The 26,637-nt window shown below is 54.6% G+C and carries 25 protein-coding genes; 16 read left to right on the top strand and 9 right to left on the bottom strand.

The annotated features are described in order from the left end of the window. Nucleotides 1–15: 15 nt before the first annotated feature. A complete protein-coding gene (locus tag HCH_RS02985; RefSeq protein WP_011394634.1) occupies nt 16–639 on the bottom strand; it encodes a DUF2796 domain-containing protein in 624 nt (207 codons plus the stop codon). 224 nt (nt 640–863) lie between these two features. Between HCH_RS02985 and HCH_RS02980 the strand changes: the two genes are divergently transcribed. Then, complete coding sequence (locus tag HCH_RS02980; RefSeq protein WP_011394633.1) at nt 864–1,361, top strand: DUF3299 domain-containing protein; 498 nt, start codon at nt 864–866, stop codon at nt 1,359–1,361. A 110-nt stretch (nt 1,362–1,471) separates the two neighbouring features. After that, a complete protein-coding gene (locus HCH_RS02975) occupies nt 1,472–2,614 on the top strand; it encodes an HD-GYP domain-containing protein (RefSeq protein ID WP_011394632.1) in 1,143 nt (380 codons plus the stop codon). Here HCH_RS02975 and thiI read toward each other — a convergent pair. Continuing rightward, nucleotides 2,611–4,062: a tRNA uracil 4-sulfurtransferase ThiI gene (thiI, locus tag HCH_RS02970; RefSeq protein WP_041598390.1), complete on the bottom strand. Its 1,452-nt coding sequence runs from the start codon at nt 4,060–4,062 to the stop codon at nt 2,611–2,613. The two genes, HCH_RS02975 and thiI, sit on opposite strands and share 4 nt — an antisense overlap. A gap of 381 nt (nt 4,063–4,443) precedes the next feature. Here thiI and ppnN point away from each other — a divergent pair, with 381 nt between their 5' ends. Further along, nucleotides 4,444–5,811, top strand: coding sequence for a nucleotide 5'-monophosphate nucleosidase PpnN (gene ppnN / locus HCH_RS02965; RefSeq protein WP_011394629.1), 1,368 nt, complete (start codon nt 4,444–4,446; stop codon nt 5,809–5,811). Between the two features lie 53 nt (nt 5,812–5,864). On the opposite strand, the gene hemB is transcribed toward ppnN, so the two are convergent. From hemB to HCH_RS02945, 4 genes are all read right to left on the bottom strand, one after another. Then, the gene (gene hemB, locus HCH_RS02960; RefSeq protein WP_011394628.1) at nt 5,865–6,854 is read right to left on the bottom strand and encodes a porphobilinogen synthase; all 990 of its coding nucleotides are present in this window, start codon (nt 6,852–6,854) and stop codon (nt 5,865–5,867) included. 6 nt (nt 6,855–6,860) lie between these two features. Further along, nucleotides 6,861–7,499 carry a hypothetical protein gene (locus HCH_RS02955; RefSeq protein WP_158304921.1) on the bottom strand — a complete coding sequence of 213 codons (639 nt, stop codon included), beginning with the start codon at nt 7,497–7,499 and terminating at the stop codon, nt 6,861–6,863. A gap of 285 nt (nt 7,500–7,784) precedes the next feature. Then, complete coding sequence (locus HCH_RS02950) at nt 7,785–8,546, bottom strand: AraC family transcriptional regulator (RefSeq protein ID WP_049781195.1); 762 nt, start codon at nt 8,544–8,546, stop codon at nt 7,785–7,787. Nucleotides 8,547–8,819: 273 nt separating this feature from the next. Next, nucleotides 8,820–9,143, bottom strand: a complete 324-nt coding sequence (locus HCH_RS02945; RefSeq protein WP_011394625.1) for a c-type cytochrome — start codon at nt 9,141–9,143, stop codon at nt 8,820–8,822. 299 nt (nt 9,144–9,442) lie between these two features. Here HCH_RS02945 and hemH point away from each other — a divergent pair, with 299 nt between their 5' ends. Then, nucleotides 9,443–10,444, top strand: coding sequence for a ferrochelatase (hemH, locus tag HCH_RS02940; RefSeq protein WP_041598388.1), 1,002 nt, complete (start codon nt 9,443–9,445; stop codon nt 10,442–10,444). Nucleotides 10,445–10,461: 17 nt separating this feature from the next. On the opposite strand, the gene HCH_RS02935 is transcribed toward hemH, so the two are convergent. Next, nucleotides 10,462–12,111 (bottom strand): tetratricopeptide repeat-containing response regulator, encoded by a 1,650-nt coding sequence (locus HCH_RS02935; protein WP_011394623.1) that lies wholly within the window; start codon nt 12,109–12,111, stop codon nt 10,462–10,464. Nucleotides 12,112–12,234: 123 nt separating this feature from the next. Further along, complete coding sequence (locus HCH_RS02930; protein WP_158304920.1) at nt 12,235–12,954, bottom strand: ElyC/SanA/YdcF family protein; 720 nt, start codon at nt 12,952–12,954, stop codon at nt 12,235–12,237. A 277-nt stretch (nt 12,955–13,231) separates the two neighbouring features. Between HCH_RS02930 and HCH_RS34390 the strand changes: the two genes are divergently transcribed. The 12 genes from HCH_RS34390 to HCH_RS02875 all read left to right on the top strand — a co-directional run bounded on the left by HCH_RS34390 (nt 13,232) and on the right by HCH_RS02875 (nt 26,109). Continuing rightward, a complete protein-coding gene (locus HCH_RS34390; protein WP_011394621.1) occupies nt 13,232–13,405 on the top strand; it encodes a hypothetical protein in 174 nt (57 codons plus the stop codon). A 413-nt stretch (nt 13,406–13,818) separates the two neighbouring features. Next, on the top strand, nt 13,819–15,315 hold the full coding sequence (locus HCH_RS02925) for a CoA-acylating methylmalonate-semialdehyde dehydrogenase (RefSeq protein ID WP_011394620.1): 1,497 nt from the start codon (nt 13,819–13,821) through the stop codon (nt 15,313–15,315). 38 nt (nt 15,316–15,353) lie between these two features. Continuing rightward, nucleotides 15,354–16,514: an acyl-CoA dehydrogenase family protein gene (locus HCH_RS02920; protein WP_011394619.1), complete on the top strand. Its 1,161-nt coding sequence runs from the start codon at nt 15,354–15,356 to the stop codon at nt 16,512–16,514. After that, a complete protein-coding gene (locus HCH_RS02915; RefSeq protein ID WP_011394618.1) occupies nt 16,514–17,296 on the top strand; it encodes an enoyl-CoA hydratase in 783 nt (260 codons plus the stop codon). Before HCH_RS02920 ends, HCH_RS02915 begins: the two co-directional genes overlap by 1 nt. Nucleotides 17,297–17,338: 42 nt before the next feature. Then, nucleotides 17,339–18,460 (top strand): enoyl-CoA hydratase/isomerase family protein, encoded by a 1,122-nt coding sequence (locus HCH_RS02910; RefSeq protein ID WP_148212456.1) that lies wholly within the window; start codon nt 17,339–17,341, stop codon nt 18,458–18,460. A 66-nt stretch (nt 18,461–18,526) separates the two neighbouring features. Further along, entirely contained in the window at nt 18,527–19,417 is an 891-nt protein-coding gene (mmsB, locus tag HCH_RS02905) for a 3-hydroxyisobutyrate dehydrogenase (RefSeq protein ID WP_011394616.1), read from the top strand. 322 nt (nt 19,418–19,739) lie between these two features. Next, a complete protein-coding gene (locus HCH_RS02900; protein WP_011394614.1) occupies nt 19,740–22,394 on the top strand; it encodes an ABC transporter substrate-binding protein in 2,655 nt (884 codons plus the stop codon). 698 nt (nt 22,395–23,092) lie between these two features. Next, nucleotides 23,093–23,581 carry an Hcp family type VI secretion system effector gene (locus tag HCH_RS02895; protein ID WP_011394613.1) on the top strand — a complete coding sequence of 163 codons (489 nt, stop codon included), beginning with the start codon at nt 23,093–23,095 and terminating at the stop codon, nt 23,579–23,581. Between the two features lie 261 nt (nt 23,582–23,842). Then, nucleotides 23,843–24,133: a hypothetical protein gene (locus tag HCH_RS02890; protein WP_011394612.1), complete on the top strand. Its 291-nt coding sequence runs from the start codon at nt 23,843–23,845 to the stop codon at nt 24,131–24,133. Between the two features lie 125 nt (nt 24,134–24,258). Beyond that, nucleotides 24,259–24,510 (top strand): BufA1 family periplasmic bufferin-type metallophore, encoded by a 252-nt coding sequence (locus HCH_RS02885; protein ID WP_041598387.1) that lies wholly within the window; start codon nt 24,259–24,261, stop codon nt 24,508–24,510. Beyond that, nucleotides 24,507–25,361: an MNIO family bufferin maturase gene (locus tag HCH_RS02880; RefSeq protein ID WP_011394609.1), complete on the top strand. Its 855-nt coding sequence runs from the start codon at nt 24,507–24,509 to the stop codon at nt 25,359–25,361. The genes HCH_RS02885 and HCH_RS02880 overlap by 4 nt, the downstream gene beginning before the upstream one ends. Further along, nucleotides 25,348–26,109: an HvfC/BufC N-terminal domain-containing protein gene (locus HCH_RS02875; RefSeq protein ID WP_011394608.1), complete on the top strand. Its 762-nt coding sequence runs from the start codon at nt 25,348–25,350 to the stop codon at nt 26,107–26,109. Before HCH_RS02880 ends, HCH_RS02875 begins: the two co-directional genes overlap by 14 nt. A 45-nt stretch (nt 26,110–26,154) precedes the next feature. Here the strand turns inward: HCH_RS02875 and HCH_RS02870 are convergent, their stop codons facing one another. Continuing rightward, nucleotides 26,155–26,607 carry a DoxX family protein gene (locus HCH_RS02870; RefSeq protein ID WP_049780822.1) on the bottom strand — a complete coding sequence of 151 codons (453 nt, stop codon included), beginning with the start codon at nt 26,605–26,607 and terminating at the stop codon, nt 26,155–26,157. Between the last annotated feature and the right edge of the window lie 30 nt (nt 26,608–26,637).

Here is a 26,637-nt window from a genome sequence, read left to right as displayed (position 1 = left end):
CGCCATTCTCACTACTTACAAATTAATCTGATGTTTTTCCGGATTCAGCTCCATGGCGGTCTGCCCCTTCGGCCCAATGACCTGTACATCAAGATCGTTTAGAGCAGGAAAGTGCTTGAACAGCAATACGTCCACTGAAGTGAGCTTGTCCGCATCGCCACATTCGAAAATATAGGAAGCGTCGATATCGGAGTGGCCGTCTTCATGATGGTCATGATCGTTTTTATCATCACTGTGTTCCTGATGGGCGTCATCACTGTGACCATGCTCATCGTGGTCCGCCTCCTCATGCTTGCCGCCGTCCTCGTCGTGTTCGAAAACATCACCGTCCACTTCAGCCGACAACAGCTTACACCCCGCGGCCGGGGTCAGGCCAAACAGTTCTTCGCCCTTTTTCAACAAAGCAGCCGCCTTCTCTACTTGCTGACGCTCTTCATCCGTAGCGGGCGCATGCTCAAAGCCCACAAGATTCATCGCCGGGCTTTCCAGCTCCACGACCAGTTTCCCCTCTTCCAGCGCCAGATTCATGGTCGCCGCGCCATGCACATGGGCCCCATGCTGCTCAAATTCTTCCGCTTGCGTGAGCTGGCTGGCCGCCAGCATCATCATACCTACCCACAGGCGATTCCTATAATTCATAAAATTTAATGCTCCTGAACTTAGAGAGTGATTCTTCCACTTGGCTTTTTATGTTATAACATAACGAAACGAAATAGTTATAGGGTGAATTTAATTCAAAACAGTTAACCTTGGGCTCGCGCGGACATACAATGTGTTGCGCCTATCCGGGGTGGGGAACGGCTGTCGGCGGTCTGTGTCGCCTTTCCACGTTTTGACGAAAACACTGATTCCATAGGGTATTTATGAACAGATTGCTCTCGACGCTGATCGCGCTCGTATTTTCCTCCCTGCTCTCCGGCGGAGTACTCGCGGAAAGTTTCAAGACCGTGCAATGGCAGGATTTGATTCCCAAGTCCGCCCAGCAGACAACCGTTAGCGGCACAGTGGAGCATGGCCAGATCGCCATGGAGCCGCAGCCTCAGGCCAACGCCCCAATCGTGCCGGAACTGAACAAACAGAAAGTTCGCATCGCAGGCTTTGCGGTGCCGCTGGAAGGCGACGAAAGCGGCGTAACCGAGTTCCTGCTGGTGCCGTACATGGGCGCCTGTATTCACGTACCGCCGCCGCCTTCAAACCAGATCGTTTACGTGAAAGCCAACAAGAAGCCTCTGCCGTTGGATTACCTCTATGACGCATTCTGGGTATCCGGGGCGATCAGCGTGGAGGCGGTTAGCAGCGAGCTGGCGGAGAGCGGTTATAGCATGCAGGCGGACGCCTTCGAGCCTTATCAGTACAACTAAGCGGCCTTGCATATTTCCAGAGTCATGCTCCTGATCTCGACTACACTTTAAGTATTCGCGCTCCTGCGGAGCTTCAAGGGAAGTTACATCGACAAACCGGGAGAATGACTGTGGCCAGCGAGTATCAGCCTGATTCTCTGGACCTCCTCAACCACCAGGGCAGCGTCCAGCAGAAACTGGAATATCTGCTGGAAAACCTCCAGCAGACCTATCCCTTTATCTGTCGCATCGCCATCGCTATTTACGACGCCTTGCAGGATCAGCTCAAAACCTTCGCTGTCGCCGGCGTTGGCCATCCTTTGCTGGAGCACTATCAGACGGCGCTGCACGATGTCGCCTCCCTGCAACAGATGAAAGACAACCAGTTCATCCGCGTCATTAATGACATAGGCGGTGAATTGGGCGGCGGAGAGAGCCCAACCCAACACACGAAAGCCCTGCTGAAAGCGGGATTTCACGCCTCTTACACCTTCCCCATGCGCTACAACGAGCGCTTTCTCGGCTTCGTATTTTTTAATGGCGCAGAGAAAGACTGTTTTCAGGGCCGCGCGCTGGTGGATATGGATATGATCGGACACATGATCACCTTGATCGTGTATAACGAGCGCAGCAACATCCGCACGCTGATCGCCACCGTAAAATCGGCCATGTTGTTGACCCATTCCCGCGACCCAGAAACCGGCGGTCACTTAGAACGCATGGCGCGCTACTCCAGACTGATCGCCGCGCGCCTGGCGTCAAAGCATGGCTTCTCTGACGAATATGTGGAGCACATTTGTCTGTTCGCGCCCTTACATGATCTCGGCAAAATAAAAGTGCCCGACAGCATTTTGCTAAAGCCGGGTCGCCTGGAGGAAGAAGAACTGGATGAAATGCGTCGCCACCCCATGTACGGGCACGAGCTGGTGGACGCTTTGATTGATAACTATGGCCTCAACGGCGTCAGTCATGTGAACATGCTGCGCAACATCGTGCTGTATCACCATGAAACCCTGGATGGAGCGGGCTATCCCGAGCATCTGCGCGGCGAGCAAATTCCCATTGAATCCCGAATCGTCAGCGTCGCTGATGTCTTCGACGCCCTTACCAGCGCCCGTCCCTACAAACCCGCCTGGAGTAATGACAAAGCCTTCGCTGAACTCAAGCGACTGGCGGGAGCCAAATTAGACAAGGAGTGCGTGCTGGCGCTGATGGATTGCCGCAAACACATTGAGGAAATCCAGCAGCGCTTTCGCGAGAACGAATACGGTTAAAGCGGACGATACACCAGGACTTTACGTCCATTTCCGTTGAGGTGGCTGGCGTGCAGCTGACTCATGACGCCTTTGTCGCAGAACAGCAGATAACGGGCTTCGCCATCCAGGTCAGCCATGCGGCTTTCCAGCTCATAAAAAGGAATCTGCAGAATTTTGTTGTTAGTCAGGGTCAGCGGCGCCTTTTCCTGTTCGTTGGGGTGACGGATATCGATTATTATGTCGTCCAGCGACGGCGTCGACACCACTTCAACTTCATCTACCGTCAGTTCCGACTGCATGATCTCGTCAATATTAATCGCCCGGCGATTAGCCAGCGCCTGTTCCAGCACCTGCATGTCGAACCGCTTCTCATCGTTCTCAATGCGATAATCCCGCGCTTTGGTGGTGGGACGATCGGAAATAACGCCACAGTATTCCGGCATGTTGCGGGCGAATTCTTCCACGCCAATCTGGCCGGCCATGCGGATAATATCCTGCTTGTCAGTGACGATCAGCGGACGCAGCACCAGCATGTCGGTAGCGGAGTCAATGACGTTCAGGTTGGTCAGAGTTTGACTGGACACCTGCGCCACACACTCGCCGGTAACCAGCGCCGTGGCGGACAGATCACGCGCGACCTGGGTCGCCGCCCGCAGCATCATGCGCTTCAGTACTACGCCCATGTTGGAGTGATAGATCTTGTCCAGAATTTCCGCCACTACGCCTTCAAAAGGCACCGTGATGAATTTAACCCGCTGGCCGCCGCCGTACTTCTCCCACAAATACAGCGCCGCCTGCTTCACACCTACTTCGTGAGCGGTTCCACCCAGGTTGAAGAAGCAAAAGTGGGTGCGCATGCCCCGCTTCATGGTCAGGTAGCTCGCCACGCCGGAATCATAGCCGCCGGACATCAGCGACACCACTGGCTCCAGGCCGCCGACGGGATACCCGCCCAGGCCTTCGTAGCGTTTCTCCACCAGATAATATTTATCGTCGCGCACTTCGATGGAAATGATGACTTCCGGGTTCGACAGGTCCACTCCCGCCGCCTTGGTGTGCTGACGCAGTCCGCCGCCGACGTAGCGCTCCAGATCCATGGAGGTGAAATCATGCTTGCCGGCGCGCTTGACCCGCACCTGGAAACGCTTGCCTTCCAGTTGCTCTTCGTAAAGGGCTTTCGCATTCAGGTAGATGGTATGGAAATCCACCAGGGGATATTCATGCACCACCAGGAAGTTGGTGATTCCAGACACCCTTTGCAGGGCTTCAATCGCCCGTTTACTGGTGCGTTCGTCCGCGTCCGGCAGCAAGACTTCAATTTTGTCCCAGGAGCCTTCAACCACCACGTTTTCGTCAATTTGACGCAATACGCGACGAATATTTATGCGTAACTGCTTGACCAGATCCTTACGCACCGGTTTACTTTTAATTGTGATTTCGGGAAATAATTTGACGAGAAACTTCATAATCTGGCCTGATCCAAATCTCAGCGGGGGCGCTATTCTACTACCATTCCCCCTGTCATGCATGGGCCGTTCGCCAAAAATCCCCCTGCGCGGACGACGCCAGGGAGTGATAGCCAACTTCGCCCGGACGACTTACTATTTAGACTCCATCCGGAAAACCCGCTTACCTGCGCCGCCCCGGTCATCCTTGCATAACCCTGCTCCCGGATGGGCTCTTATAAATGATAACAATAGCAGATTAGGCTCTATTGGCATTGCAGCGTCACCGTTATCACGCCTGCAAACGCGTCAGGCTCTGGCTCGCTCCCACAGCCGTCCGCCGGAATCGGAACCGCCGGCCCCGCCGGCAAGTAGAAGTATTAGAAAAGGAAAGATATAGATATGAGTAACAAAATAACCGCACGCATCGCCCCGGAAGGCAGCCTCGATCTGGTCTCGCAACACGAAGTCAACCTGTTGAAGGACCGCAGCAATCGCGGCGTGTACCGCCTGTTCCGGCAATGCGCACTGGCCGTATTAAACTGCGGCAACGAATCCGACGACCCCAACACCATTCTGGCTGAATTCGCCGATTTCGATATCCAGTTGATTCAGCAGGCCCGCGGCATCAAGCTGGAGGTGATCAACGCGCCTCACAACGCTTTCGTCGACGGCAAGATGATCAAAGGGATTCAAGAGCACCTTTACGCCGTGCTGCGCGATATCATTTACGCCAACAACGTGCTGTCCCACAACACTCAGCTGAACTTGAACAACGGCGAGGACATCACCAACTTCATTTTCCATATGCTGCGTAACGCCGGCGTGCTGATTCCGCGTCGCTACCCCAACATCGTGGTGTGCTGGGGAGGCCACTCCATCAGCCGGGACGAGTATGATTTCACCAAGGAGGTCGGACATTCCCTGGGACTGCGCGGGCTGGATATCTGCACCGGCTGCGGCCCCGGCGCAATGAAAGGGCCAATGAAAGGCGCCACCATAGCCCACGCCAAACAACGCATTCAAAGCGGACGTTATATCGGTCTGACCGAGCCTGGCATCATCGCGGCGGAGTCGCCAAACCCCATCGTTAACGAGCTGGTGATTTTGCCGGATATCGAAAAGCGCCTGGAAGCTTTTGTGCGCCTGGGTCACGGCATCGTCGTCTTCCCTGGCGGCGCCGGTACGGCGGAAGAGATTCTTTATCTGTTGGGCATTCTCCTCAATCCCGAGAACGATTCACTGCCCTTCCCTGTGATTTTCGCCGGAGCCAAGAAAAACGAAGAGTATTTTGGGCAAATCAATGAGTTTATCGGTCTGACGTTAGGCAAAGCCGCCCAACGCCGTTATCGCATCATCATTGACGATCCTGAACTGGTTGCGCTGGAAATGAAGAAAGGCATCCAGGACGTCACTTACCACCGCAAAGGCTCCAGCGACGCTTACTATTACAACTGGCTGTTGAAGGTTCAGCCCGAATTCCAGCACCCCTTCCAGCCCACTCACGAGAGCATGCGCGCGCTGGCGCTGCACCGAGAGCAGCCAATCCACGATCTGGCGGCGAACCTGCGACGGGCGTTCTCCGGCATTGTATCCGGCAACGTGAAAGAGGAAGGCGTGCAGCTGGTGGAGCGTCTGGGACCGTTCGAAATCAGCGGCGACAAGACCATTGTCGGCTCTTTCGGATCACTGCTGGAGTCTTTCGTGAAGCAGCAGCGGATGAAGTTGCCGGGCAGCAAATACGTGCCCAGCTATCGCATTGTGGACTAAGAATGCGTCCTTGCTAGAAAAGAGAAGCACTGGCGGCGGCAAGCCGCCAGCGATCAGGTTTCCTGCAGCCAGCGCGTCGCATCCAGGGCGTGATAACTGATAATCATGTCCGCGCCCGCCCGTTTCATACTCAACAAGGTTTCCAACACCACGCTGCGTTCGTCGATCCAACCGTTGGCCGCCGCGGCTTTCACCATGGCGTATTCGCCACTGACGTTATAGGCCGCCATCGGCAGATCGAATCGATCGCGAAGCTTGCGCAATACATCCAGATACACCATCGCCGGCTTCACCATCAGAAAATCTGCGCCTTCCGCTGCGTCCAGCTCCGCCTCCCGCATTGCTTCCCGCAAGTTGGCCGGGTCCATCTGATAGTGTTTGCGGTCGCCGCCCGCGGGCGCGGAGTTCGCCGCATCCCGGAAGGGTCCGTAAAAGGCGGAAGCGTACTTCACCGCATAGGACATGACGGAGACGTGCTGGAATCCGTCTGCGTCCAGCGCGCGCCTAATCGCCGCCACCTGGCCGTCCATCATGGCGGCGGGAGCGACGACGTCCGCTCCTGCTCGCGCGTGACTCAACGCCACCTTGGCCAACAGCGCCAGGGTGCGATCATTATCGACGCCATCGCCGCAAAGCACGCCGCAATGGCCGTGCTCCGCATACTGGCATAGGCACACATCCGTGATCAGCATCAGCCCTGGCGCCGCCTGCCGGATCAGCCGCAACGCCTGTTGCACCGGCCCGTCTTCCCATGCGCTGCGCCCCTGCGGGTCTTTATGCTCAGGCAGCCCGAACAACAACACCGCCTTCACGCCGCTGCGCCAGGCGCCAACGCAAAGCTCCACCGCCAGATCCGGCGACAGGCGCTCGACTCCGGGCATGAACGCAACCGTCTCGCGCTGCTGAATACCGGGGATGACAAACAGGGGGTACACCAAATCCTCCACCCGCAACGCGGTCTCCCGCACCAAATCGCGTATGGAGTTATTACGACGTAGACGCCGGGGGCGAGCCACGGGAAAAGAAGCCTTCATAGTGAGCATCGCCTTTCAGTGATATGCATTGAAACTCTCTCCCTTTATTCTTAACCGCCTCTGCATCAATGACCCAAAGGCCCGGACTTCATATCCTTCTTCGGTCAGGCTAGCGTTGGGATACACGCGAATATCCACCTGCGCGCCCATATCCTCGAAAATAGCCGCCGCTTCCCATGTATTTTCCATTAAAGCCGTCGCCTCTATGTCTCTCAGGGTGATCAACATAGGAAGCCCCTCCAAATCTTCAGCGCAGTATTCAGCCACGCTTTTTTCGCTTAACGCCACGCAGTTTAAGAAGGCAATTGCGTCAAGCCGCACGGAATTACGGTACAGATATTCAGCTGCGACACGCGCGCCTTCACGGAACCCCACCAAAACAATGCGCGCCCGTTTATTCATCCTCGCCAACAAGTACTCAATCAAATTGGACACAACCGTCACAGCATCGCCAATCCAAAAAGAATCAGAAGAAGCGGCATGTAACGGACAACAGAGTTGCGTATCTCTTCGCCACACCGATGCAGAAACATAAACGACGCCATCCAGTCGCAGACCGTTCGCCAACTCACGCGCTCGCATCTCACGCTTTTTGCCAGGCACATAAACAAGAACAGCTTCAGCGCTTTCAGGCTTACCGCCATATATCTCCAATGTGTTCAGACGCATAGCCGCTAACTCTCATATCCCTGATAGATTTTCCTTCACCTCGGCAATCCTACGCCTGTGCAGCCCGCCCTACTTCCTGAGAGAAGCCAATGTTTACGCCGAACCAGACAAACTTATTAATATGGCAATGATATTGACATGTTAATAATCAGGCGCATGGATGCGCCTGCGCGGCGGCCAGCCACGGGAGACAGGGCCTGACCTGTGCAGGCCCTGTCGTTGCAGACAAATAGAAGGAAGCTATTTGTCCGCCTGATTAATAATAAAAAGTCAGCTTTCTGATTGGCGCTGAAAATAAAGACTGGGAGCGACGCCCATAATGCGTCGAAACATAGCGGAAAAGGCGCTCGGCGTTTCGTAGCCAAGATCCGCAGCGATCAGTGTCACCGGGTCGCCGGCGGCGAGCCGGGGGATTGCGTTGAGCGCGGCGACCTGCTGGCGCCAGTATTGATAAGACACTCCCAGCTCATTGCGAAACAAGCGGGACAGCGTGCGTTCGGAGGCCCCGATTACCGTTGACCAATCTTTCAGCTCGCGCGGATCAGCCGGATTGGCCAGGATAGCCCGGCACAGGTTCTGCAAGCGGGAGTCGCGGGTGGCGGGAAGCCGTAGTGGCCGCTCACCGGACCATTCAATCTCTTCCAAAATCAAGGACATGATACGGCCATCCCGACCACCTTCGTCGTAATTGCTGGGAACTCGCATCGCGCGAATGATCAGCTCCCTCAACAACGGCGATATTTGCAGCGTGCGCGGCTTTTGGGGAAAGCTCACGGGACAGGCATGGGGTTGGATGTACATGGTTCGCAGGGACACGTCGCCACGGGCGCGCATGCCATGCTCCACATTGGGCGGCATCCACACCGCTCGTTGCGGGGGTATCAGCCATATCCCCTCGTCGGTGACCAGCTCCATCACGCCTGAGGTGGCGAAAATAAGCTGACAACACTCGTGTTTATGCGGCGTAACCCGATATCCGCTGGGAAATTCACGGGCCCTGGCGACGATAGGTCGCTCGCCCCGGATAGGCATATATTCTCCAGAATCTGAATCGGCCGCCTTCGAATCGACATATGGTCTGACTGTCTGCTCTGTCATAACGCCCTGTTTTAACTCCTTTGGCAGCGATATTCAGCGTAACGCAGCCCAATTATCCATGGCGTAAAGACAAGCTCAAGAAAGGAAAATCCCCCATACAGTCAATCGGTTGGAAAGTCAGCGCAGAAAAATGCGAAAGGAGGGCGAAAACAGGAAGGGGCGAAACAGCGCAGCCGTTGATCCGCAGCTGCGCGTAGCAAGGAGTTGTTATTTCATTCCAGCGTAATAAGCCGCCAGATTGGCGATATCTTCGTCAGACAAAGCCGCCGCCTGGCCTTGCATAATAACCGCCTGACCGCCACTGCGATTCTTACTGCGGTACGCTTTCATCGCTTCCACCAGATACTGTTCATTCTGGCCGGCCAGACTCGGATAGGTGGGGATAACGGCTTTGCCGTCCGCGCCATGGCATGCCGCACAAACGGCCGACTTGGCTTTGCCCGCCGCCGCATCCGCCGCCTGTACGGAGACGGAAAGCAATATGGAAGCCACGCCGACCAGGATTACAGGGACTTTCTTGGCTACTCTCATCAGTTATTCTCCTTCTTGGAGTGTTGGAATTTTTGTCAGGCCTTTATAGCATAGGTCGCTCGCCGCCCACCAGCCGCCGCGGCCTTGCGCGCAGGCTGTTGAATGGGCGGAAGAAATGATCCGTCCACGCAGGGGAAGCGTAGACACATTTCGATCTGTGAAGACGCTATAATTCAACGTCATACGCTCGGGATCGCCATTGTAGGAAGTCAGACTGCGTGCTTGCCTTGATCCACTGCAGTTTTCCACGCGCTGTCCCGATATAAAATTAATGTCCCCTAGCTGGAATGCCTATCTGAATGATCATTAGTCCTGATAACACCCGGAGCGCCGTGCTGCTTGTCAACCTGGGCACGCCGGACGCCCCAGACGCCCCCTCTATACGCCGTTACCTGAAGCAGTTCCTCAGCGATCCCAGAGTGATCGAGGCGCCGCGCCTGATCTGGTGGGCGGTCCTGAATCTGGTCATTCTCCGTTTTCGCCCCAGAAAGCTCATTCCCAACTATCGCAAGATCTGGACGCCGAAGGGCTCACCGATCAAAACCATCACGCAACAACAGGCCTGCGGCCTGCAAAACGCACTGGGACAGGAGCTGGGCGCTCGCGTGCTGGTGGATTTCGCCATGACTTATGGCGCGCCGTCCCTGCCGGATAAGCTTGCAGCGTTGCAACGCCAGGGCATCGAGAAAGTCCTGGTGCTGCCCCTTTATCCGCAGTACTCCGCCACCACCACCGCCGCCAGCTTTGACGCGCTGGCTCAGGCCATGGCTAAGATGCGCGACATTCCGGAGCTTCGTTTCGTGAAGCGCTACCATAATCATCCCGCCTACATCGCCTCCTTAGTGGATAGCGTGCGCGCCCACTGGCGGGTGCGAGGGCGTCAGGGCAAGTTACTGTTTTCCTTTCATGGCCTGCCTAAAGCCTATGTGGAGAAAGGCGATCCTTACCGCCGCGATGCGGAAGAGACCGCCCTGGCTGTGGCGAGAGAGCTGAAACTGGATGAGTCGCAATGGCTGATGAGCTTTCAGTCCCGGGTTGGAACGGCGGAGTGGCTGAAGCCTTACACCGACGCCACCGTTACGGAGCTGGGCGCCAACGGTTGTGAAGCGCTGGACGTCATTTGCCCTGGCTTCTCCGCAGACTGCCTGGAAACGCTGGAAGAAATCGAAGAAGAAAACCGGGGGCTGTATGAACAGGCCGGCGGCAAGGATTTTCATTATATCCCCGCCTTAAATGCAGAACCGGAACATATTGAGCTATTGCAGGAACTCTGTGAGCAACACTTACGAGGTTGGATCTGACCGCAGCAGGCGACCGGTTATCCTGCGCTCTGCGCCTCGACGCCGTCGCCATAGGTTCCCTCGAACTTACTCCGCAGGTGCTGGAAACGGGGATATTGCTTGTGGGTGGGCTTGATATGAATAATCCGATCAAAACAGGCGGCGCAGGCCCTACGCGCCGCGCCATCATTTGGCGATGAACTAAGCTGTTTCAGCAGCACCTGAGCCAGATTCAGGTTTAAGGCGGGATGTCTGGCGGAATACTCCAGCGCCTCGTTAAAGGCCGCAACAGCGCCTTTAAGATCATCCTGCTCGGCCAGCTTAATCCCCTGTTTGTTCAGTTCCGCCGCCTTTTGCCGCGCCGCCGGACTGACCGGCTCGTCGCGCATTTCCTCAATCCGCTTTTGCAGCTCCGGCTCATCGCCATGCATCAGCGATAATTGCGACAGAATAAACTCCGCCTCCAGATCTTTCCCACTGGCCAGCAACACCTGGGCGTATTCCATAACGCGAGCGCTCGGCAAACTCAGCCCCACAGATTGATAGTATGTTTCAGCCCTCGCAAGCCGCTCGTCCCGTTCTTCTTCATGCTTCAGCATGCTACAGGTCTTCGCAGCCACCACTTCGTATTGAAAGCGGGCGGCGTCATTCATGACAAAACGTTCGTCTATATTGCGCAGGACCTCAACGGTTTCCTGCAGCGCCGCTTCACGCATGACTTTTGGCAGCGCGCCGGCGCGTTCACAAAGACTGCGGGAAAAACCCAGATGATTTTCGAGCCGGTCAAAGATGCTTTTGCGTCCCAACTCGACGGCGTTACGAAACGCTTCCACTGCGCAGTCCACATCCTGATTATCCCAGGCGATATCCCCCAGCCTGGCATGTCTGAGAATGGCCGTCGGCGATAGACTCACAGCGTCCACCAACCATTCCTGCGCTTCTTTGCCCCGGTGTGTATCCACCAGCACTCGCGCCAGCAAGTCATAAGCCACCAGACAGTTTGGAGCAGCCGCCACGACCTTACGCAGCAATTCCTCCGCCAGATCGTAATCCGCCTGAGCGATATGAACTCTGGCCACCCCCACCTGCGCCCAAATCAGCGTGCGCTCCGACAACACCTGTTGATAGACCCGCAGGGCCTCATGGAGGGCGCCCGTCTGAAAATACAGCTCCGCCACGGTTTTCTCGCACCAGCGCAGGTATTTGCTGCCGCGGGCGATTTTTTCTTCGCAACGGGAAATAGCTTCGCTCCAGCGCTCCATATCGATGGCGTGCTTCAGCTCATATAACACTTCGTTGTCCACCAGCAGGTTATCCAGGCGCTGCTTCAGAACATCAGAAGTAATGGGCTTGTTGATATAGGCGTCGGGTTGATGATCGATGGCGGCCAGCACCATCTCCCGGGTGGTTTCCGCTGACATCATCACAAACAAAGAGGTATAGCGGAGGATTTTACGTTCCCTCAGTTCCTCCAGCACATGCTGTCCATTTCGGCCGGAAAGCTGATAGTCGCAGATGACGACGTCGAACAGACCATGCTCACACTTGTTGATGGCTTCATCCCCGTCCGCCGCCATATCGATATACCAGGCGCCGAATGATTTCAGCATTTTCTCCAGAGCCAGACGCAATTGGGTATTGCCGTCCACTATCAGGAAGCGTGCGTTGCGGTATTCCCTGTTAAACATCAGTCTTCAGCTCAGTTTGAAATCTAGTAGGAAGCGTGCGTCAACATCTTCAAAGCGAGAATGTTTTAAGCATAGCATCGCCGCCACGGAGCGTCGGAAGACACGTCCGTTTTTTGACCCATTTCAATTTATGCTTGCGACCAGATTGGCCCATAACGCGCCTAAATACTCGTGCCAGGCCTTCTGTGTCGCAGCCAGTCCGCCAAGCGCAGGCCGAAAGCGACGCCAGTCCAATTCCTGATGTTGTTTAATGGTATGCCCGGTGGGCGCTGGAATGGGATGCAGTCCCACGCCCTCAAACAGCTGCATCGCCCGTGGCATATGGTAAGCCGAAGTCACCAACGCGAAAGGCTGCTCCCCCATTCGCGCCTGCGCCGCCAGTGCTTCTTCATGGGTATCCCGGGGGTCTTCCTGCAGATCGATCCGTTCACGAGGAAAACCCAGCGACTCCGCCAGTCTGGCGTAGGCCTCCGCATTGGACAGAGGGTCGGTACGGGCGTAACCGGAAACCAGCAACCTTGACTCCGGATTTAGCAGAGCCACTCGCATGCCTTCAATAATGCGATAGATTGCATCTCCCTCAATATAACTGGTGATAGGAAGGCTCGAATCCGACTCATGATAGCCTCCCAACACCACTACGTAGCGGACTTCCTGACCGGCGTAGGGGGGATATTGGCTTTCCAGCGGAGCCATCAACTTATCGGAGAACCAGGGCGTACTGATGACGAACAGCCCCAGCCAAACAACGCCGAGCATTCCCAGCGCCAGTTTCCGTCTGCGCCCCCTGATCAGCATCATTAGCGCAATAAATGAGATCAGCAAGGCAAGGGGTAACGGCATCGCCCAGTAACTAATAAATTTCTTTATAAAAAACATAAATTTGCCACTTTTATCCTTGTACACAAAAGCGTCAAAAAGGCCAAGCTTTGCACAATTTAACAAAGCTCCGCCTTGAACCGCCCGCTCTAATTGGTTATTCTGCGGCCGCTTTTTCGAACAGCCGTTTACTCCTTGAGAACGTTAAATTTTCACTAACACAGGAGGAAAGCTTTGGTTAGCTCGATGTAGTCAGTCAGTGCGCTAACCAAAGTTTTCATCTTAAATCTCGGGAGAAACCATGTTATTGGAAGCGCCTATCGAATCAACGCTGGCTGCGGCCCTGACGTTGTTCGGCATAACCTACACTGTTCGCACCGTACTTAACCACTTGATCAAGCGCGCGCAGGAAAAGCGCGACGCAGCCACCGTCGAAGCGGGAGACACAGGAGCCTCCTCCACCGCTGACGCCTGATCGGACATTCGTCCAGATTACCCAAGCAACTGACCCAATGTCAGTTGCTGCTCTTACTTCTTCAAACCGCCCCTTCACTTTCAAATACAACCACTCGGAAGCTCTAATAACTTAACGGCGTTTACTCGTATACTCCGGGCCCCTCACGCTGACGCCGCTTCTATCGAACGTTTCCTGGTTATTCCGTTTTACGCACGCAGTCACGAGATTTTCTCCTTTTAAATAGCGCATTTACGTTACCTCTTGGTGGTTATGGCTAATTCCCGTGGAGGATTCTGCAATGCCGTTACGCCGTCATAAGGTCTAGAATAATCCTATGCGAGCCAAGGCTCTGAGCGTAGCGGAAGCATGTGTGACATCTTCCGGAGCAGGCTCATTCTATCCATAAAAATAAGATTACAAGGAGTCCCAAAATGCAAACCAGGGTCCCGTTATATATAGACGGCTCATTTACGGAAAGCGCAGCCACCCGCCACATCCCGAACCTGAATCCGGCCACGCAGCTAAATCTGGCCAATACTCCCTGCGCCACGCCTGACGAAGTCAACCGGGCGGTGGCCAGCGCCAAACAGGCGTTTGAAACCTGGAAAGACGTTCCCGTCATCGACAGGGCGCGCCTGATGATGAAGTTCGTGCATCTTCTCAAGCAGAATCAGGACGAAATCGCAGAAATTCTCAGCCAGGAGACCGGCAAGATTTTCGCCGACGCCAAAGGCGATGTCTGGCGCGGCATTGAAGTCGTCGAGCACGCCTGCAACATCCCATCAATGATGATGGGCGAAACCGTTGAGAACGTAGCGCGGGATATCGATACCAGTTCCTACATGCATCCCCTTGGCGTTTGCGCCGGCATCACGCCGTTCAATTTCCCGGCGATGATCCCCCTGTGGATGTTCCCCATGGCGCTGGCTTGCGGCAACACCTTCGTGCTCAAGCCCTCTGAGCAAGACCCGCTCACTCCCATGCGCATCGCGCAACTGTTTGACGAAGCGGGCTTTCCCAAAGGCGTTCTGCAGGTTCTGCACGGCGACCGCGAACAAGTGGACATGCTGCTGACGCATCCAGACATCAAAGCCATCTCCTTCGTCGGCTCCGCGCCAGTGGGCCAGCACATCTATCGCACCGGCGCCCAGCACCTGAAGCGCGTGCAATGTATGACCGGCGCCAAGAACCACATGGTCATCATGCCGGATGCGGACAAGAAGCAGGTTATCTCGCATCTGACTGGCGCCTCCGTCGGCGCAGCAGGGCAACGCTGCATGGCCATCTCGGTAGCGGTGTTCGTAGGCGAGTCCGCACAATGGCTGGACGAGCTCAAGGACTCTATGGCGGAAGTGAAGCCCGGCGCCTGGAACGACGAAGCCGCTGGCTACGGCCCGCTGATAAGCCGCGGCTCCAGAGATCGCGTATTGGGGCTGCTCGCCAAGGGCAAAGAAGAAGGCGCGCAATGTCTTCTCGATGGCTCCAGTTTCACCCATCCGGACTTCCCGGAAGGCAACTGGGTCGGACCCTCACTGTTCAGTAATGTCACCCCGGAAATGACGATCTATCGCGAAGAAATCTTCGGGCCCGTGCTGCTCGCCATGCAAGTGGAAACCATTGACGACGCCCTCAAGCTGATCAATGACAATCCCTACGGCAACGGCGTCTCGCTGTTCACTAATTCCGGCGGGGCGGCGCGTCACTTCCAGCGCAATGTGCAAGTGGGACAAGTCGGCATCAACATCCCTATTCCCGTGCCTCTTCCCTTCTTCTCCTTCACTGGTTGGCGCAACTCTTTCTACGGCGACCAGCATGCCTACGGCAAACAGGCGGTGCGTTTCTATACCGAAACCAAAACCGTTATCAGCCGTTGGTTCCACCATGGCGAAGAAGTGCAAGGCCCGAACCTGACCATTCAAATGCGGTAAGGATGCGGTGATAGGCAACTGTTAAGAGTGTATGTATCGTGAATTTTGAACTATCCGAACAGCAAATCGCTTTCCGCGACAGCGCCCGCGCTTTCGCTGAGAAAGAACTGGCGCCCTACGCCGCCGAATGGGACGCTACCGCTCACTTCCCCGTGGAGACAATCCGCAAAGCGGGCGAAATGGGCTTTCTGTCCCTGTATACCCCCGAGGAATGGGGCGGCCTGGGACTGCCCAGACTGGACAGCTCAATCATTTTCGAAGAGCTGTCATGGGGTTGCACCTCCACAACCGCCTACCTGACGATTCACAACATGGCGACATGGATGATCGCCAGCTTCGGCCATGATGAGCTGCGTCAGGCCTGGCTGCCCAAACTGGTCAGCGGTGAATTACTGGCGTCTTACTGTCTCACGGAGCCCAACGCGGGCTCTGATGCGGCGTCTTTGCGCACATCAGCGAAAAAAGACGGCTCCGACTACGTCATCAACGGCTCCAAAATGTTTATTTCCGGCGCCGGCAGCACTGACGTATTGGTGGTGATGGCGCGCACCGGAGAACCCGGCGCCAAAGGCGTGTCTGCTCTGGTCGTACCCGCTGACGCCCCTGGCGTCGCCTACGGTCGTAAGGAAGACAAAATGGGCTGGAACAGCCAGCCCACGCGCGCCATTACTTTCGATAATGTGCGGATTCCCCAGACCAACCGCCTTGGCGCTGAAGGCGAAGGCTTCAAGTTCGCCATGATGGGTCTGGATGGCGGTCGCATTAATATCGCCACCTGCTCCATCGGCACCGCCCAGGCGGCGCTGGAAACCGCACAGCGTTACATGCAGGAGCGAGAGCAGTTCGGGCGCAAGCTGTCCGACTTTCAGGCGTTGCAATTCAAACTGGCGGATATGGCCACAGATTTAGTGGCGGCCCGGCAGATGGTGCGACTCGCAGCGTTCAAGCTGGACTCCAAACACCCGGAAGCCTCCACCTATAGCGCCATGGCCAAACGCTTCGCGACAGACGCCGGCTTCAAGATCTGTAATGACGCATTGCAAATTCACGGCGGCTATGGCTACATCAGGGAGTATCCGTTGGAGCGTTACGTTCGCGACAGCCGGGTGCATCAGATCCTGGAGGGAACCAACGAAATCATGCGCGTCATCATTGCACGTCGCCTACTCCTCGAACACGCCATGGAGACTATTCGCTAATGACAGGCACAGAGAAACTCCAACTTGAAATCATTGAGCGCACCGCCGTGCTCACTATCGCCAACCCGCCCGCCAATACCTGGGATGAAACCAGTCTGCCGGCGCTCAAGGCGTTGATTCAGCAGCTCAACGACAATAAAGACGTCTATGCCCTGGTGATCACCGGGCAAGGTGAAAAATTCTTCTCAGCCGGCGCTGACCTGAACCTGTTCGCCGATGGCGACAAAGCCAGAGCGCGCCATATGGCGCGTATCTTTGGCGAAGCATTCGAAACCCTATCCAACTACCGCGGCGTATCCATCGCCGCAATCAACGGCTACGCCATGGGCGGCGGCTTGGAGTGCGCGCTCGCCTGCGACCTGCGCATCGCCGAGACTCATGCGCAAATGGCGCTGCCTGAGGCCAGCGTAGGCCTGCTTCCCTGCGCAGGCGGCACACAGAATCTTCCCTGGCTGGTCGGTGAAGGCTGGGCGAAGCGCATGATCTTAATGGGCGAAAGAGTCAACGCAGAAACGGCTCTCAATATCGGACTGGTGGAAGCGGTGGTGGAAAAAGGCGACGCCCGCGAGACCGCTCTGGCCTGGGCGGAAAAAGTCGCGCGTCAGAGTCCGCCCGCCGTGCGCGCCTGTAAAGAGCTGATCCAGTCCGCGCGTAGCGCTCCGCAGCGTATGGGCCTGCCGGTAGAAAGAGAGCTGTTTGTAGATCTGTTTGATACGGAAGACCAGAAAGAAGGCGTCAACGCCTTCCTCGGAAAACGCTCGCCGCAATGGAAAAACCGCTGAAAGGCGACTCCTGACAATGTTGAATAGATGGAAGAGAGTGGAATGAGCGATAAACCAGTTTTATTCGAAGAGCGCGAATGCAGCGACGGTCACCGCATCGGCGTGATCACCCTGAACGTGGAGAAATCGCTTAACGCGCTGAAGCTGAGCATGATTGAGTCGATGTACAGCGTCATGCAGGAATGGCGTCTGGACGACAAAATCGTCGCGGTATTTATGCAGGGGGCTGGCGATAAAGCCTTCTGCGCCGGCGGCGATATCGTGCAGATGTATGAATCCATATGCGAGGCAAACAATGGTCCGCCCGCTTACGCAGAAGAGTTCTTCACGCGGGAATATCGTCTCGACTACCTCATCCACGTCTATCCTAAGCCTGTCGTCTGCTGGGGCAACGGCATTGTCATGGGCGGCGGCCTGGGTCTGATGGCCGGCGCCAGCCACCGCATCGTCACGGAGACTTCCCGTATCGCCATGCCTGAAGTCACCATCGGGCTCTTTCCCGATGTCGGCGGGACTTGGTTCCTCAACCGCATGCCCGACGGAGCAGGCCTTTATCTTGGCTTGACCGGCGCCGCCTGTAACGCCGCCGATGCGCTTGAGCTGGGTTGGGCCGACGGCTTTTTGCCCCATGCGCAAAAGGAAGCCTTTCTACAAGCGCTGACCCGAACCTCCTGGAGCAGCCCTGAAAGTAATCATACCCGCGTCACGCAACTGCTGCGTTCCTGGAATGAGCAGCATCAGTCGCAACGTCCGGGTGGTCAGGTGGCGCAGCATCGCGCCATGATCAAGCAGGTTACCCAGGGCAAATCCCTCACCCAGGTAGTGGGCGCGATTCTGGACTACCCCACGGTGGATGAATGGGTCGGCAAAGCGCAGAAATCTCTGCGTAACGGCTGCCCGACCACCGCGCACCTGGTATGGCGGCAAATTCGCGAGGGCGGCGGATTGAGTCTGCCTGACGTCTTTAAACGCGAACTGATCATGGCGGTGCAATGTGCGATGCACCCCGAGTTCCGCGAAGGCGTGCGAGCCCTGCTCATAGATAAAGACTTCAAACCGCAATGGCGTTATCCGTCGTTTGCGGATGTTCCGGAGGCGTGGGTGGATGAATTCTTCTCCTCCCCCTGGGATATCAGTCCCTTGCATGACTTAGCAGTACTGTAAGCACAGGCAACGGTCCCGGACCTTCAATTAATCACCCAGACAAAAATAACAATCTGGAGGGAAACCATGAAAACTATCGGATTTATAGGTCTTGGGCACATGGGCGGCCCAATGGCCCACAATCTACTAAAGGCCGGCTTTGAATTACGCGTTTTCGACTTGGTCAAAGACGCTGTGTCGGCTGCGGAGAAAGCGGGAGCCACCGCTTGCAGCAGTGCGCTGGAAGCGGCCCACGGCGTGGACGCGGTGGTTACCATGCTACCGGCCAGCGAGCACTCCGAAGCAGTCTATCTCGGTGAAAACGGCCTGCTGAACCAACTCAGCGAGCGCCCTCTGCTGATCGATTGTTCCACCATCGCGCCAGAGACATCTCGCCGCATCGCTGCGGAAGCCAGCAAAAAAGGCTTCGCCATGCTGGACGCGCCGGTTTCCGGCGGCACCGCTGGAGCCACGGCGGGGACGCTGACCTTTATTATCGGTGGCGCGCCTCAGGATCTGGAAAAGGCGCAACCGATCCTGTCAGCAATGGGTAAAAACCTGTTTCACGCCGGCGATCATGGCGCAGGGCAAGCCGCGAAAATCTGCAACAACATGCTGCTCGCCGTTCATATGATCGGCACCGCCGAGGCCTTACAGCTGGGGGTCAACCTGGGGCTGGACCCTAAGGTGCTTTCCGACATCATGCTGAAAAGCTCAGGCAGAAACTGGTCTCTGGAGCTATATAACCCCTATCCTGGGGTTATGGAGAACGCGCCGGCTGGGCGTGAGTATGAAGGCGGCTTCGCCGTTAATCTGATGAACAAGGATCTGGGCCTGGCTTTGGAGGCCGCCATTCAGAGCCGCTCCAGCACGCCGATGGGTGGTTTGGCCAAGTCCCTGTATCAGGCGCACAGCAAACAGGGGTCCGGTCTCCTGGACTTCTCCAGCATTCAAAAATTATTCGCCGACAAAACGTGACAACTTTGTAAAATCACGTCAAAAAAGGCGGCTCTAGCGCCGCCTTAATTTTTCGCTCAAACCGCATCCCATAGGGTTTCTCGCCTCACCCGAACAGCCTAGACCATACTCACTAAATAAATATGAGAGAATATCAGGCAAGATAAAAACTGATCAAAGTTGAAGCGACTTTGAGCAAGTACCGGCCACTCTACCTGGCCCGGCAGTTGGAATCCAAAACCATCCACCAGCACCCGCGGCATCTTCCGGCGTCAACGCGCCCGCCCCGCTTTTGTCCGGATGGGAGACAGAATAATTTGTCCAGATCTGAATAGGGACGTTGATGACGGCTATTGCAAAGTTCACAACAGACACTCCGGCGCCCGCTTTCTTCGAGGACGCTACGGGCTATAACAGCGCCGATTCAATGCTCGGCCGCGTGCTTAAAGGCATGTACCGCCTGGAATATCTCCTGGCCGATGGCGGCATGAGCCGGGTTTATGTCGCCCGTCAGTTGTCGCTGGACCGGCTGGTCGTCGTCAAAGTATTGCGCTCCGGCGCTCCCAATGTGGGCTATATCCAGCTTTTCTATCGCGAAGCCCGCATCGCCAGCCAGCTAAATCATCCCAATGTCATGCAGGTCTTCGACTTCGGCGCAACCGAAGACAATATGCTGTATCTGGTGGCGGAGTTCCTGCAAGGAGAAGTCCTTTCCGACCTGATGGAAAAGCATGGGAACGGACTGCCTCTGGAAAACGTCGTCTGGCTTATTGAGCAGATGGCTGCGGGTCTGCAGGCCGCGCATCAGCTCAATATTGTTCATCGTGACCTGAAGCCCGGCAACATCATGGTGGCCAAAGTATCGGGCAATCATTCCGTCGCCAAACTGCTCGACTTCGGCATCAGCAAACCCCTGGAAGAGCAGGATCTGCAATACACCCAAATGGGCTTGGTGGTAGGAACCCCAGGCTACCTTGCCCCGGAGCAGATCGACAGTTCGAAAGACATCGACGGACGCGCCGATATCTATGCGCTCGGCGCCGTTCTTTACTATTGCATCACCGGTGAACGCCCTTTTAACGGTGAGACGCATCACCAGATTATGGCGCAGCAGCGCAAATACCTGCCACAGCCATTGAGCGATAAGGAACTTGCCGACCCTCGCAATAAAATATTGGAGCCAGTCATCACCAAGGCCATGGCGATTGCCCCTGCTGATCGCTACGAAAGCTGTCTTGATATGGTCCGCGATCTGCAGTTGCGGGCGCGCAACGCCGTACGTAACAGCAATGATCACGGCCTGAAGCTGGTCAATCTGACAACTTACGCGTTTATCTTTACTGGTGAACTGGCGGAAGGCGCCGAACGCGCCGTCGTCCTGAAAAAACTGAAGAACAAGTTTTCCATCAGCGACGCCGGCCTGAAAAAAATGTTCAGCGGTAAGCGTATTATCGTTCGCAAGAACCTGAACCTGAGTCAGGCCAAAAAGTTTCAATCCGCCTTTAAGTCAGCCGGCGCCATTGGCTATGTAGAGGATATGAATCCGGCGACGCTGGTTGACCCCGCACATTCAAGAGAAGAACGCGCCTTCAGTCAGCCTATTGAAGTGGACTCAACCACGCTTAACAAATCCCTTCATCTCACTCGAAACGGAACTTCCGGCTCAACCAGTCAGTCTCATTCCGGTATTGCAACGCAATTGCCACAGGCGCAGGAGTCGAAGAAGCGCACGGAATTCCGCATCCCTGCCGGAGTAAAGTACTTTTGCGCTGGGGCCGCCATCGTCTTGGGCCTGTTATCCGCCAGTCTGTTGTCGCCACAAGTACGCTATCAACTATCCGACCTGACCGCAGGTCTCAATGGCTGGTCTACGCCACGCGGCGTGAACGAAAATGAAATACGCATAGGCATGAGCGCTCCGATTAGTGAAGATGGGCAAGCGCAAGGCAGCTCCGCCAGACGCGGAGTACAGACCCGCTTTGAGGAAATCAACGCCAGTGGCGGCATACACGGGCGTATGCTGACATTACAGGCCTTCGACGACGCGAATCAGCCGCTGAAGTCCCGCATCAACATGCAAACGCTGCTATCACAGAACGGCTCATTCGCTCTTATTGGCAATATTGGCGCACCGGACGTCCTCCTCCCAGCGATCATGGAGCAACAGACGCTGGTGATCGGCGTGCAATCCGGCGCCGCGGCGCTACGTCGCAATCCTCCTGATCGTTACGTTTTTAATTTCCGGGTCGGATATGCAGACGAAACCTTCGCTATCGTGCGCCACTTTGTAGATATCCAGGAAGTTGAACCCAGCAGGATCGCCGTGCTTTATGAAGACACCGCATCAGGACGTGACGGGTTAGCGGGGATGGAGCGGGCGCTTGCCTTCTATAATGTGCATGCGCGGGACATTCCGCAGTTCACATATCAACCCTACGTGGAACAGATCGAAGGCCCTGCCCGTCTTATTCTTGAAGAGCAAAGCGAACTACAGGCCTTGGTTATTATCGGGAACCATTCCGCCACAGCCAAAACGATTAGTCGCATCCGCAAAGCAGGTTGGGAAGGACGAATCGCCGTCGTTTCCTCCGCCAGCGCCAATGCACTGGCGCAAGACTTAAAAAGTTTGGAGGCGCCGCACACCGCCGGAATTATCGCAACCCAGGCAACCCCTCCGGTGCATTCCTATGCAACCGGCGTCCTGCGCCACCGTCAGGCAATGCGCCGCTACTTTCCTGACCACAAACCTGACGCACAATCCCTTGAGGGCTATCTGGCCGCGTCATTACTTACTGAAGCTTTACAACGGGCCGGACGCAACTTCGACACGGAAACAATGGTCTCCACACTGGAAAACCTGAAAGATATTGACCTCGGCATTGGAGAGTTGATTTCTTTTAGCTCCATTGATCATCAGGCCAGCGAAAACGTCTGGGCTCTTCAACTTAACAGGACCGGCGCTTTCGAGCCGCTCACGCTGACCTCGAGAAGCTGGTGACGACCAGTCTTCTCGAATGAGTCACTCCCCCTCAATCAGTTCCGCTCGCGAATAATATCGTTCTCTCCCGTTACCTGTTTCTTAAAGTTCTTTTTTCTTACACTCGAATCCGAACAAAATATATACAAATCATTTATCGCACCGACAAAATCCAACTTAAATTCATTATCAACAACCCCCAAATAAAACAATAGGATTATGCCTTTTGATTGCTTTCATCCCAGTTGTAAGTACTATCATGAAAACACATAAAAATAATTTCAATTAATAAGGCACAGAGTGAAAAGCTGGAATCTATATCAAACCTCATTAAATAGTGTCAGAGTGATTTTAAAAATAGGGACAGAGTCAAACAACAGACATATAAGAGCTTTAAAGACATCATTACATTTTCAACAAAATAAATAGGGCCAGAGTGAGCTAAGATTGCTCAAAATAAAGCCTTCAGAGTGGACACGAAGCATTGCTCTCTTTCAAATTAAATAGTGTCAGAGTCGAATTAACTTATTAAAAAATAAGGATTTTACGTATTGTGATGTTTCACTCCCTTCTCTATTATGCTGTCTCAACGGAATGCCGCTGGCCTCTGAAAAAAATTTACTTTTTCATAAATTTTTCTGACGGCATTTTCGATTGATAGACGCTTTATATAATGTCGATCACAAAACATTCGTAAACTACAGAATAGGGAATACACCATGGCTATTTACATGAACTACGACGGTCTGAAAGTTAAAGGCAACGTAACTGCTGAAGGCTACAAAGACTGGATTCGTCTGGACAGCTTCCAATTCGGCGTTGGTCGCCACATCACTATGGAAGCAGGCCATATGTCCAACCGTGAAGCTACTCGTCCCAGCATCAGCGAAATCTCTGTTTCCAAGCTGATGGACAGCGCCTCTTCCGGTCTGTTCAAAGAGTCTTTGACTGGTACTGCTGGCGTTAAAGTTGTGGTCGACATCGTTCGCACCCAGGCTGACAAAATCGAAAAATACGTTTCCTACGAAATGGAAGACGTAATGATCAGCAGCTACAGCGTTTCCGCTGGCGCAGAGTCCGCTCCTAGCGAGTCTGTATCTCTGAGCTTCTCTAAAGTGACTATGTCTTACACTGCTTCTGACAAGAAGCACGCTGGCAAAACTCCAGAGCGCGTTGGTTACGACCTGGAAGCTGGCAAAAAACTGTAATAGTTTTTTCGCTAACCAGCAAAAAGTGCGGATGGGCTTCGGCCCCTCCGCATTTTTCTTTTTCGGCCTCCAAGCACCCCAAACTTTTATTGTTTCCTCGCTAACATCCTCTCTCTATAAGCCAAAGTCATAGGCAGTTCAGACAGAACGCACTCGTCCATGTTCCTGATGTAAATCCGGGAAATCTCCCTACAATCTCAAGTTTTATTAACCGTTTAGATTCCGGCGGTTAGGACTCAGACTTTAAGTTGGAGGGGAAATATGGATTGGGAAATAGACTCTATCATGCAGGAGGCTGAGCACAGCTCAGGCTTAAAAGTCGCATTCAAACTCACTGGCGGCGAGCTCAGCCAGATAACGCCATTCAACGTGCCAACCAGTATGGACCCAACCACACTGTGCGCGCTTATACGTTCCGCCCGTGAAACCATTCTAGCCCGCCAACACGCCAAGCCCTATAATTCCCGATACCCGGTACAGAATTCGACGCAACCGCCTCGAACAGAGGTGAAGATCATACGCCGTCGAAAACTGCTGGTTAAGGAAAGTTAATCTAAGAATTGGCTTTGTTGCAGAAGTGGTGTGAACTTTTTTCTTCGCAGCAAGTCAAAATTGCCAGCACCAAACATTCAGTGCATTGCAATTTATCAAACCCAATCAGTTAAAGGATAAAGTAGATGAAAGCTAAAAATACTGCCGCAGCCACCGCTATCGCAGCCGTACTTGCTCTGGGCGTCGCAGGTTCCGCCAACGCGGCCAAACCAGGCTTCGAAAAATGCGCTGGCGTCGTCAAAGCCGGCATGAACGACTGCGCCGCAGGCAATCATGGTTGCGCAGGTCAATCCACTGCAGACAATGTCGCTGATGAATGGATCTATGTTCCCGCTGGTACTTGCGAAAAGCTGACAGGCGGTAAAGTTAAGTCATGATTCCAATGCCGCTTTGGCGGCAGACGGTAGGGCCGATTTCCGGAGCGGGAATCGGCCTGCGTTCTTGCCACTTCGGTCATATCCTCGAAAAACACCCATCTCTTCCCTGGTTCGAAGCCCTCACCGACAACTACCTGACTGCTGGCGGCGTGGCCAAAAAGCGGCTGCTTGATATCGCCTCGAACTATCCTGTCGCATTACACGGCGTAGGAATGTCGTTGGGCGGCACAGAACCGTTAGACAAAAACTATTTACGCAAACTCCAAGATTTGATCCATGAGCTCCGTCCGGCCTGGATTTCAGAACACCTTTGTTGGACCTCTGTCCATGGCGTCGATTTGCATGAGCTCATGCCGCTACCCTACACAGAGGAAACCATCCGTCACGTCGCTGAACGTATAAAAATCGTGCAGGATATTTTTGAGACCCGTATTCTGTTGGAAAACGTATCCAGTTACCTCACTTATGACAGCTCCTGCATGAGCGAGTGGGATTTCCTGAGCCAGATTGCAGAAGAAGCAGATTGCCTACTGTTGCTCGATATCAATAATATCTATGTCAGCGCCGTCAATCATGAGTTTGACCCGCGCACTTATATCGACGCCATTCCTGCACAACGCGTAGCGGAATACCATTTGGCGGGATTCGAAGACAAACAAACCTACCTCCTTGATACCCACGGAGCGCCTGTGGATCAGAGAGTCTGGGAGTTATATGGATACGCCCTGAGAACCATTGGCGCAAGACCCACCCTCATTGAACGGGATAATGACATTCCCAGCTTTGATGACGTCGCCGCCGAAGCCGCAATCGCTCAGCGCATGTTGGAGGAACCCGATGTCGCTGCGTGAACTACAGCTAAACATGCTCGCGGAGATTCGCCGACAAGGCGATTGCATACAGGTCAAAGACAAAACCAACTTAAGCGCGCGCATGTGTGTGGATATCTATCGCGATAGTTTACGGGAAACGCATGTCCGCGCTTTGCAAACCATGTTTCCGGTATGCCAGGAGCTGTTAGGAGAAGAGTGCTTCCGTGCAACGAGTCGACGCTATTTTGCAGAGGTTCCCTCTAGAGAAAATTCCTTTACAGAGTTTGGCGCAACATTTGTCGCCTTTCTCTCTGACTTTTCGCCTCTGCAACATATCAAATTTCTAACCGATATCGCCAAACTGGAGTTGCTGATCCATATTGCGGAAGAGGCTGACGACCATATTAGCGATGACTGGACGCAGTTCAATGATTACTGCGCTCAAGGCCTTCCGCTCCAGTTTCGCCTGCCGGCAAACGCCACGCTCTTGCAGTGCGCCTACCCGGCGCACGAGATATGGGCCGCGCATCAACCCGGCGGAGATCTCGCCTCCGTAGAGCTATCGGAGGATGACTTTCACTTGATAGTCTGGCGTCCGGAGTGGAGCGCCAGAATAGACGTGCTGGACGCGCCGACTTTCCGCTTCCTGCAACTCATTGCAGAATTCACTGACTTCGAAGCTGTGTGTGAGCGATTTGCCGAGGACTTCCCGGAAGCAGATTTGGGCAGCTTGTTACAACAATGCATTCAAGCCGGATTCATCGCCGGATATATTCCATCACCATAAAAAAGGGAGCTAAAACAGCTCCCTTTTTCCAAGCGGATGTTGCAATCAGGCGGACGGCAAATAACGTTTACGCAGCCAATGATCCGCAGACAGTAAGCCTGGCCCATAGGCGACAACTACAGATAGTAACCCGCCCCAGAACAACAGCTCTTTCACTCCTATTGCGCCAATCAACTCAGCCGCAGAGTAGATACCGACAACACTCAACGCCAACAAGCCAGCCGCGCCAACGCGGGCACCCAGGCCCACCACCAGCAGAACAGAGCAGATCAGCTCAACGGCCGTAGCGGAGTACGCGGCGAAGACGGGAGAAACAACAGGAACAGAGTATTCATACTCGAACAACGCCAATGTGGTGCTCCAGCTCTTTATCTTGGTCATTCCGGACATAAAATAGATTTTCGCCAAATAAATCCGGATGGCCAGCAAATACACTGGCTGCAACATCTCCACTGCCTTGATTCCCCATTGAAAAGGCATGATTAGCGCGTTCGGCATTGTTTTTTCCTCTAGATATATTGAATTGCA

Source organism: Hahella chejuensis KCTC 2396, from assembly GCF_000012985.1.
Lineage (GTDB): Bacteria > Pseudomonadota > Gammaproteobacteria > Pseudomonadales > Oleiphilaceae > Hahella > Hahella chejuensis.
The sequence above is the reverse complement of the archived record's forward strand: the minus strand, read 5'-3'. Positions and strand labels throughout refer to the sequence as shown.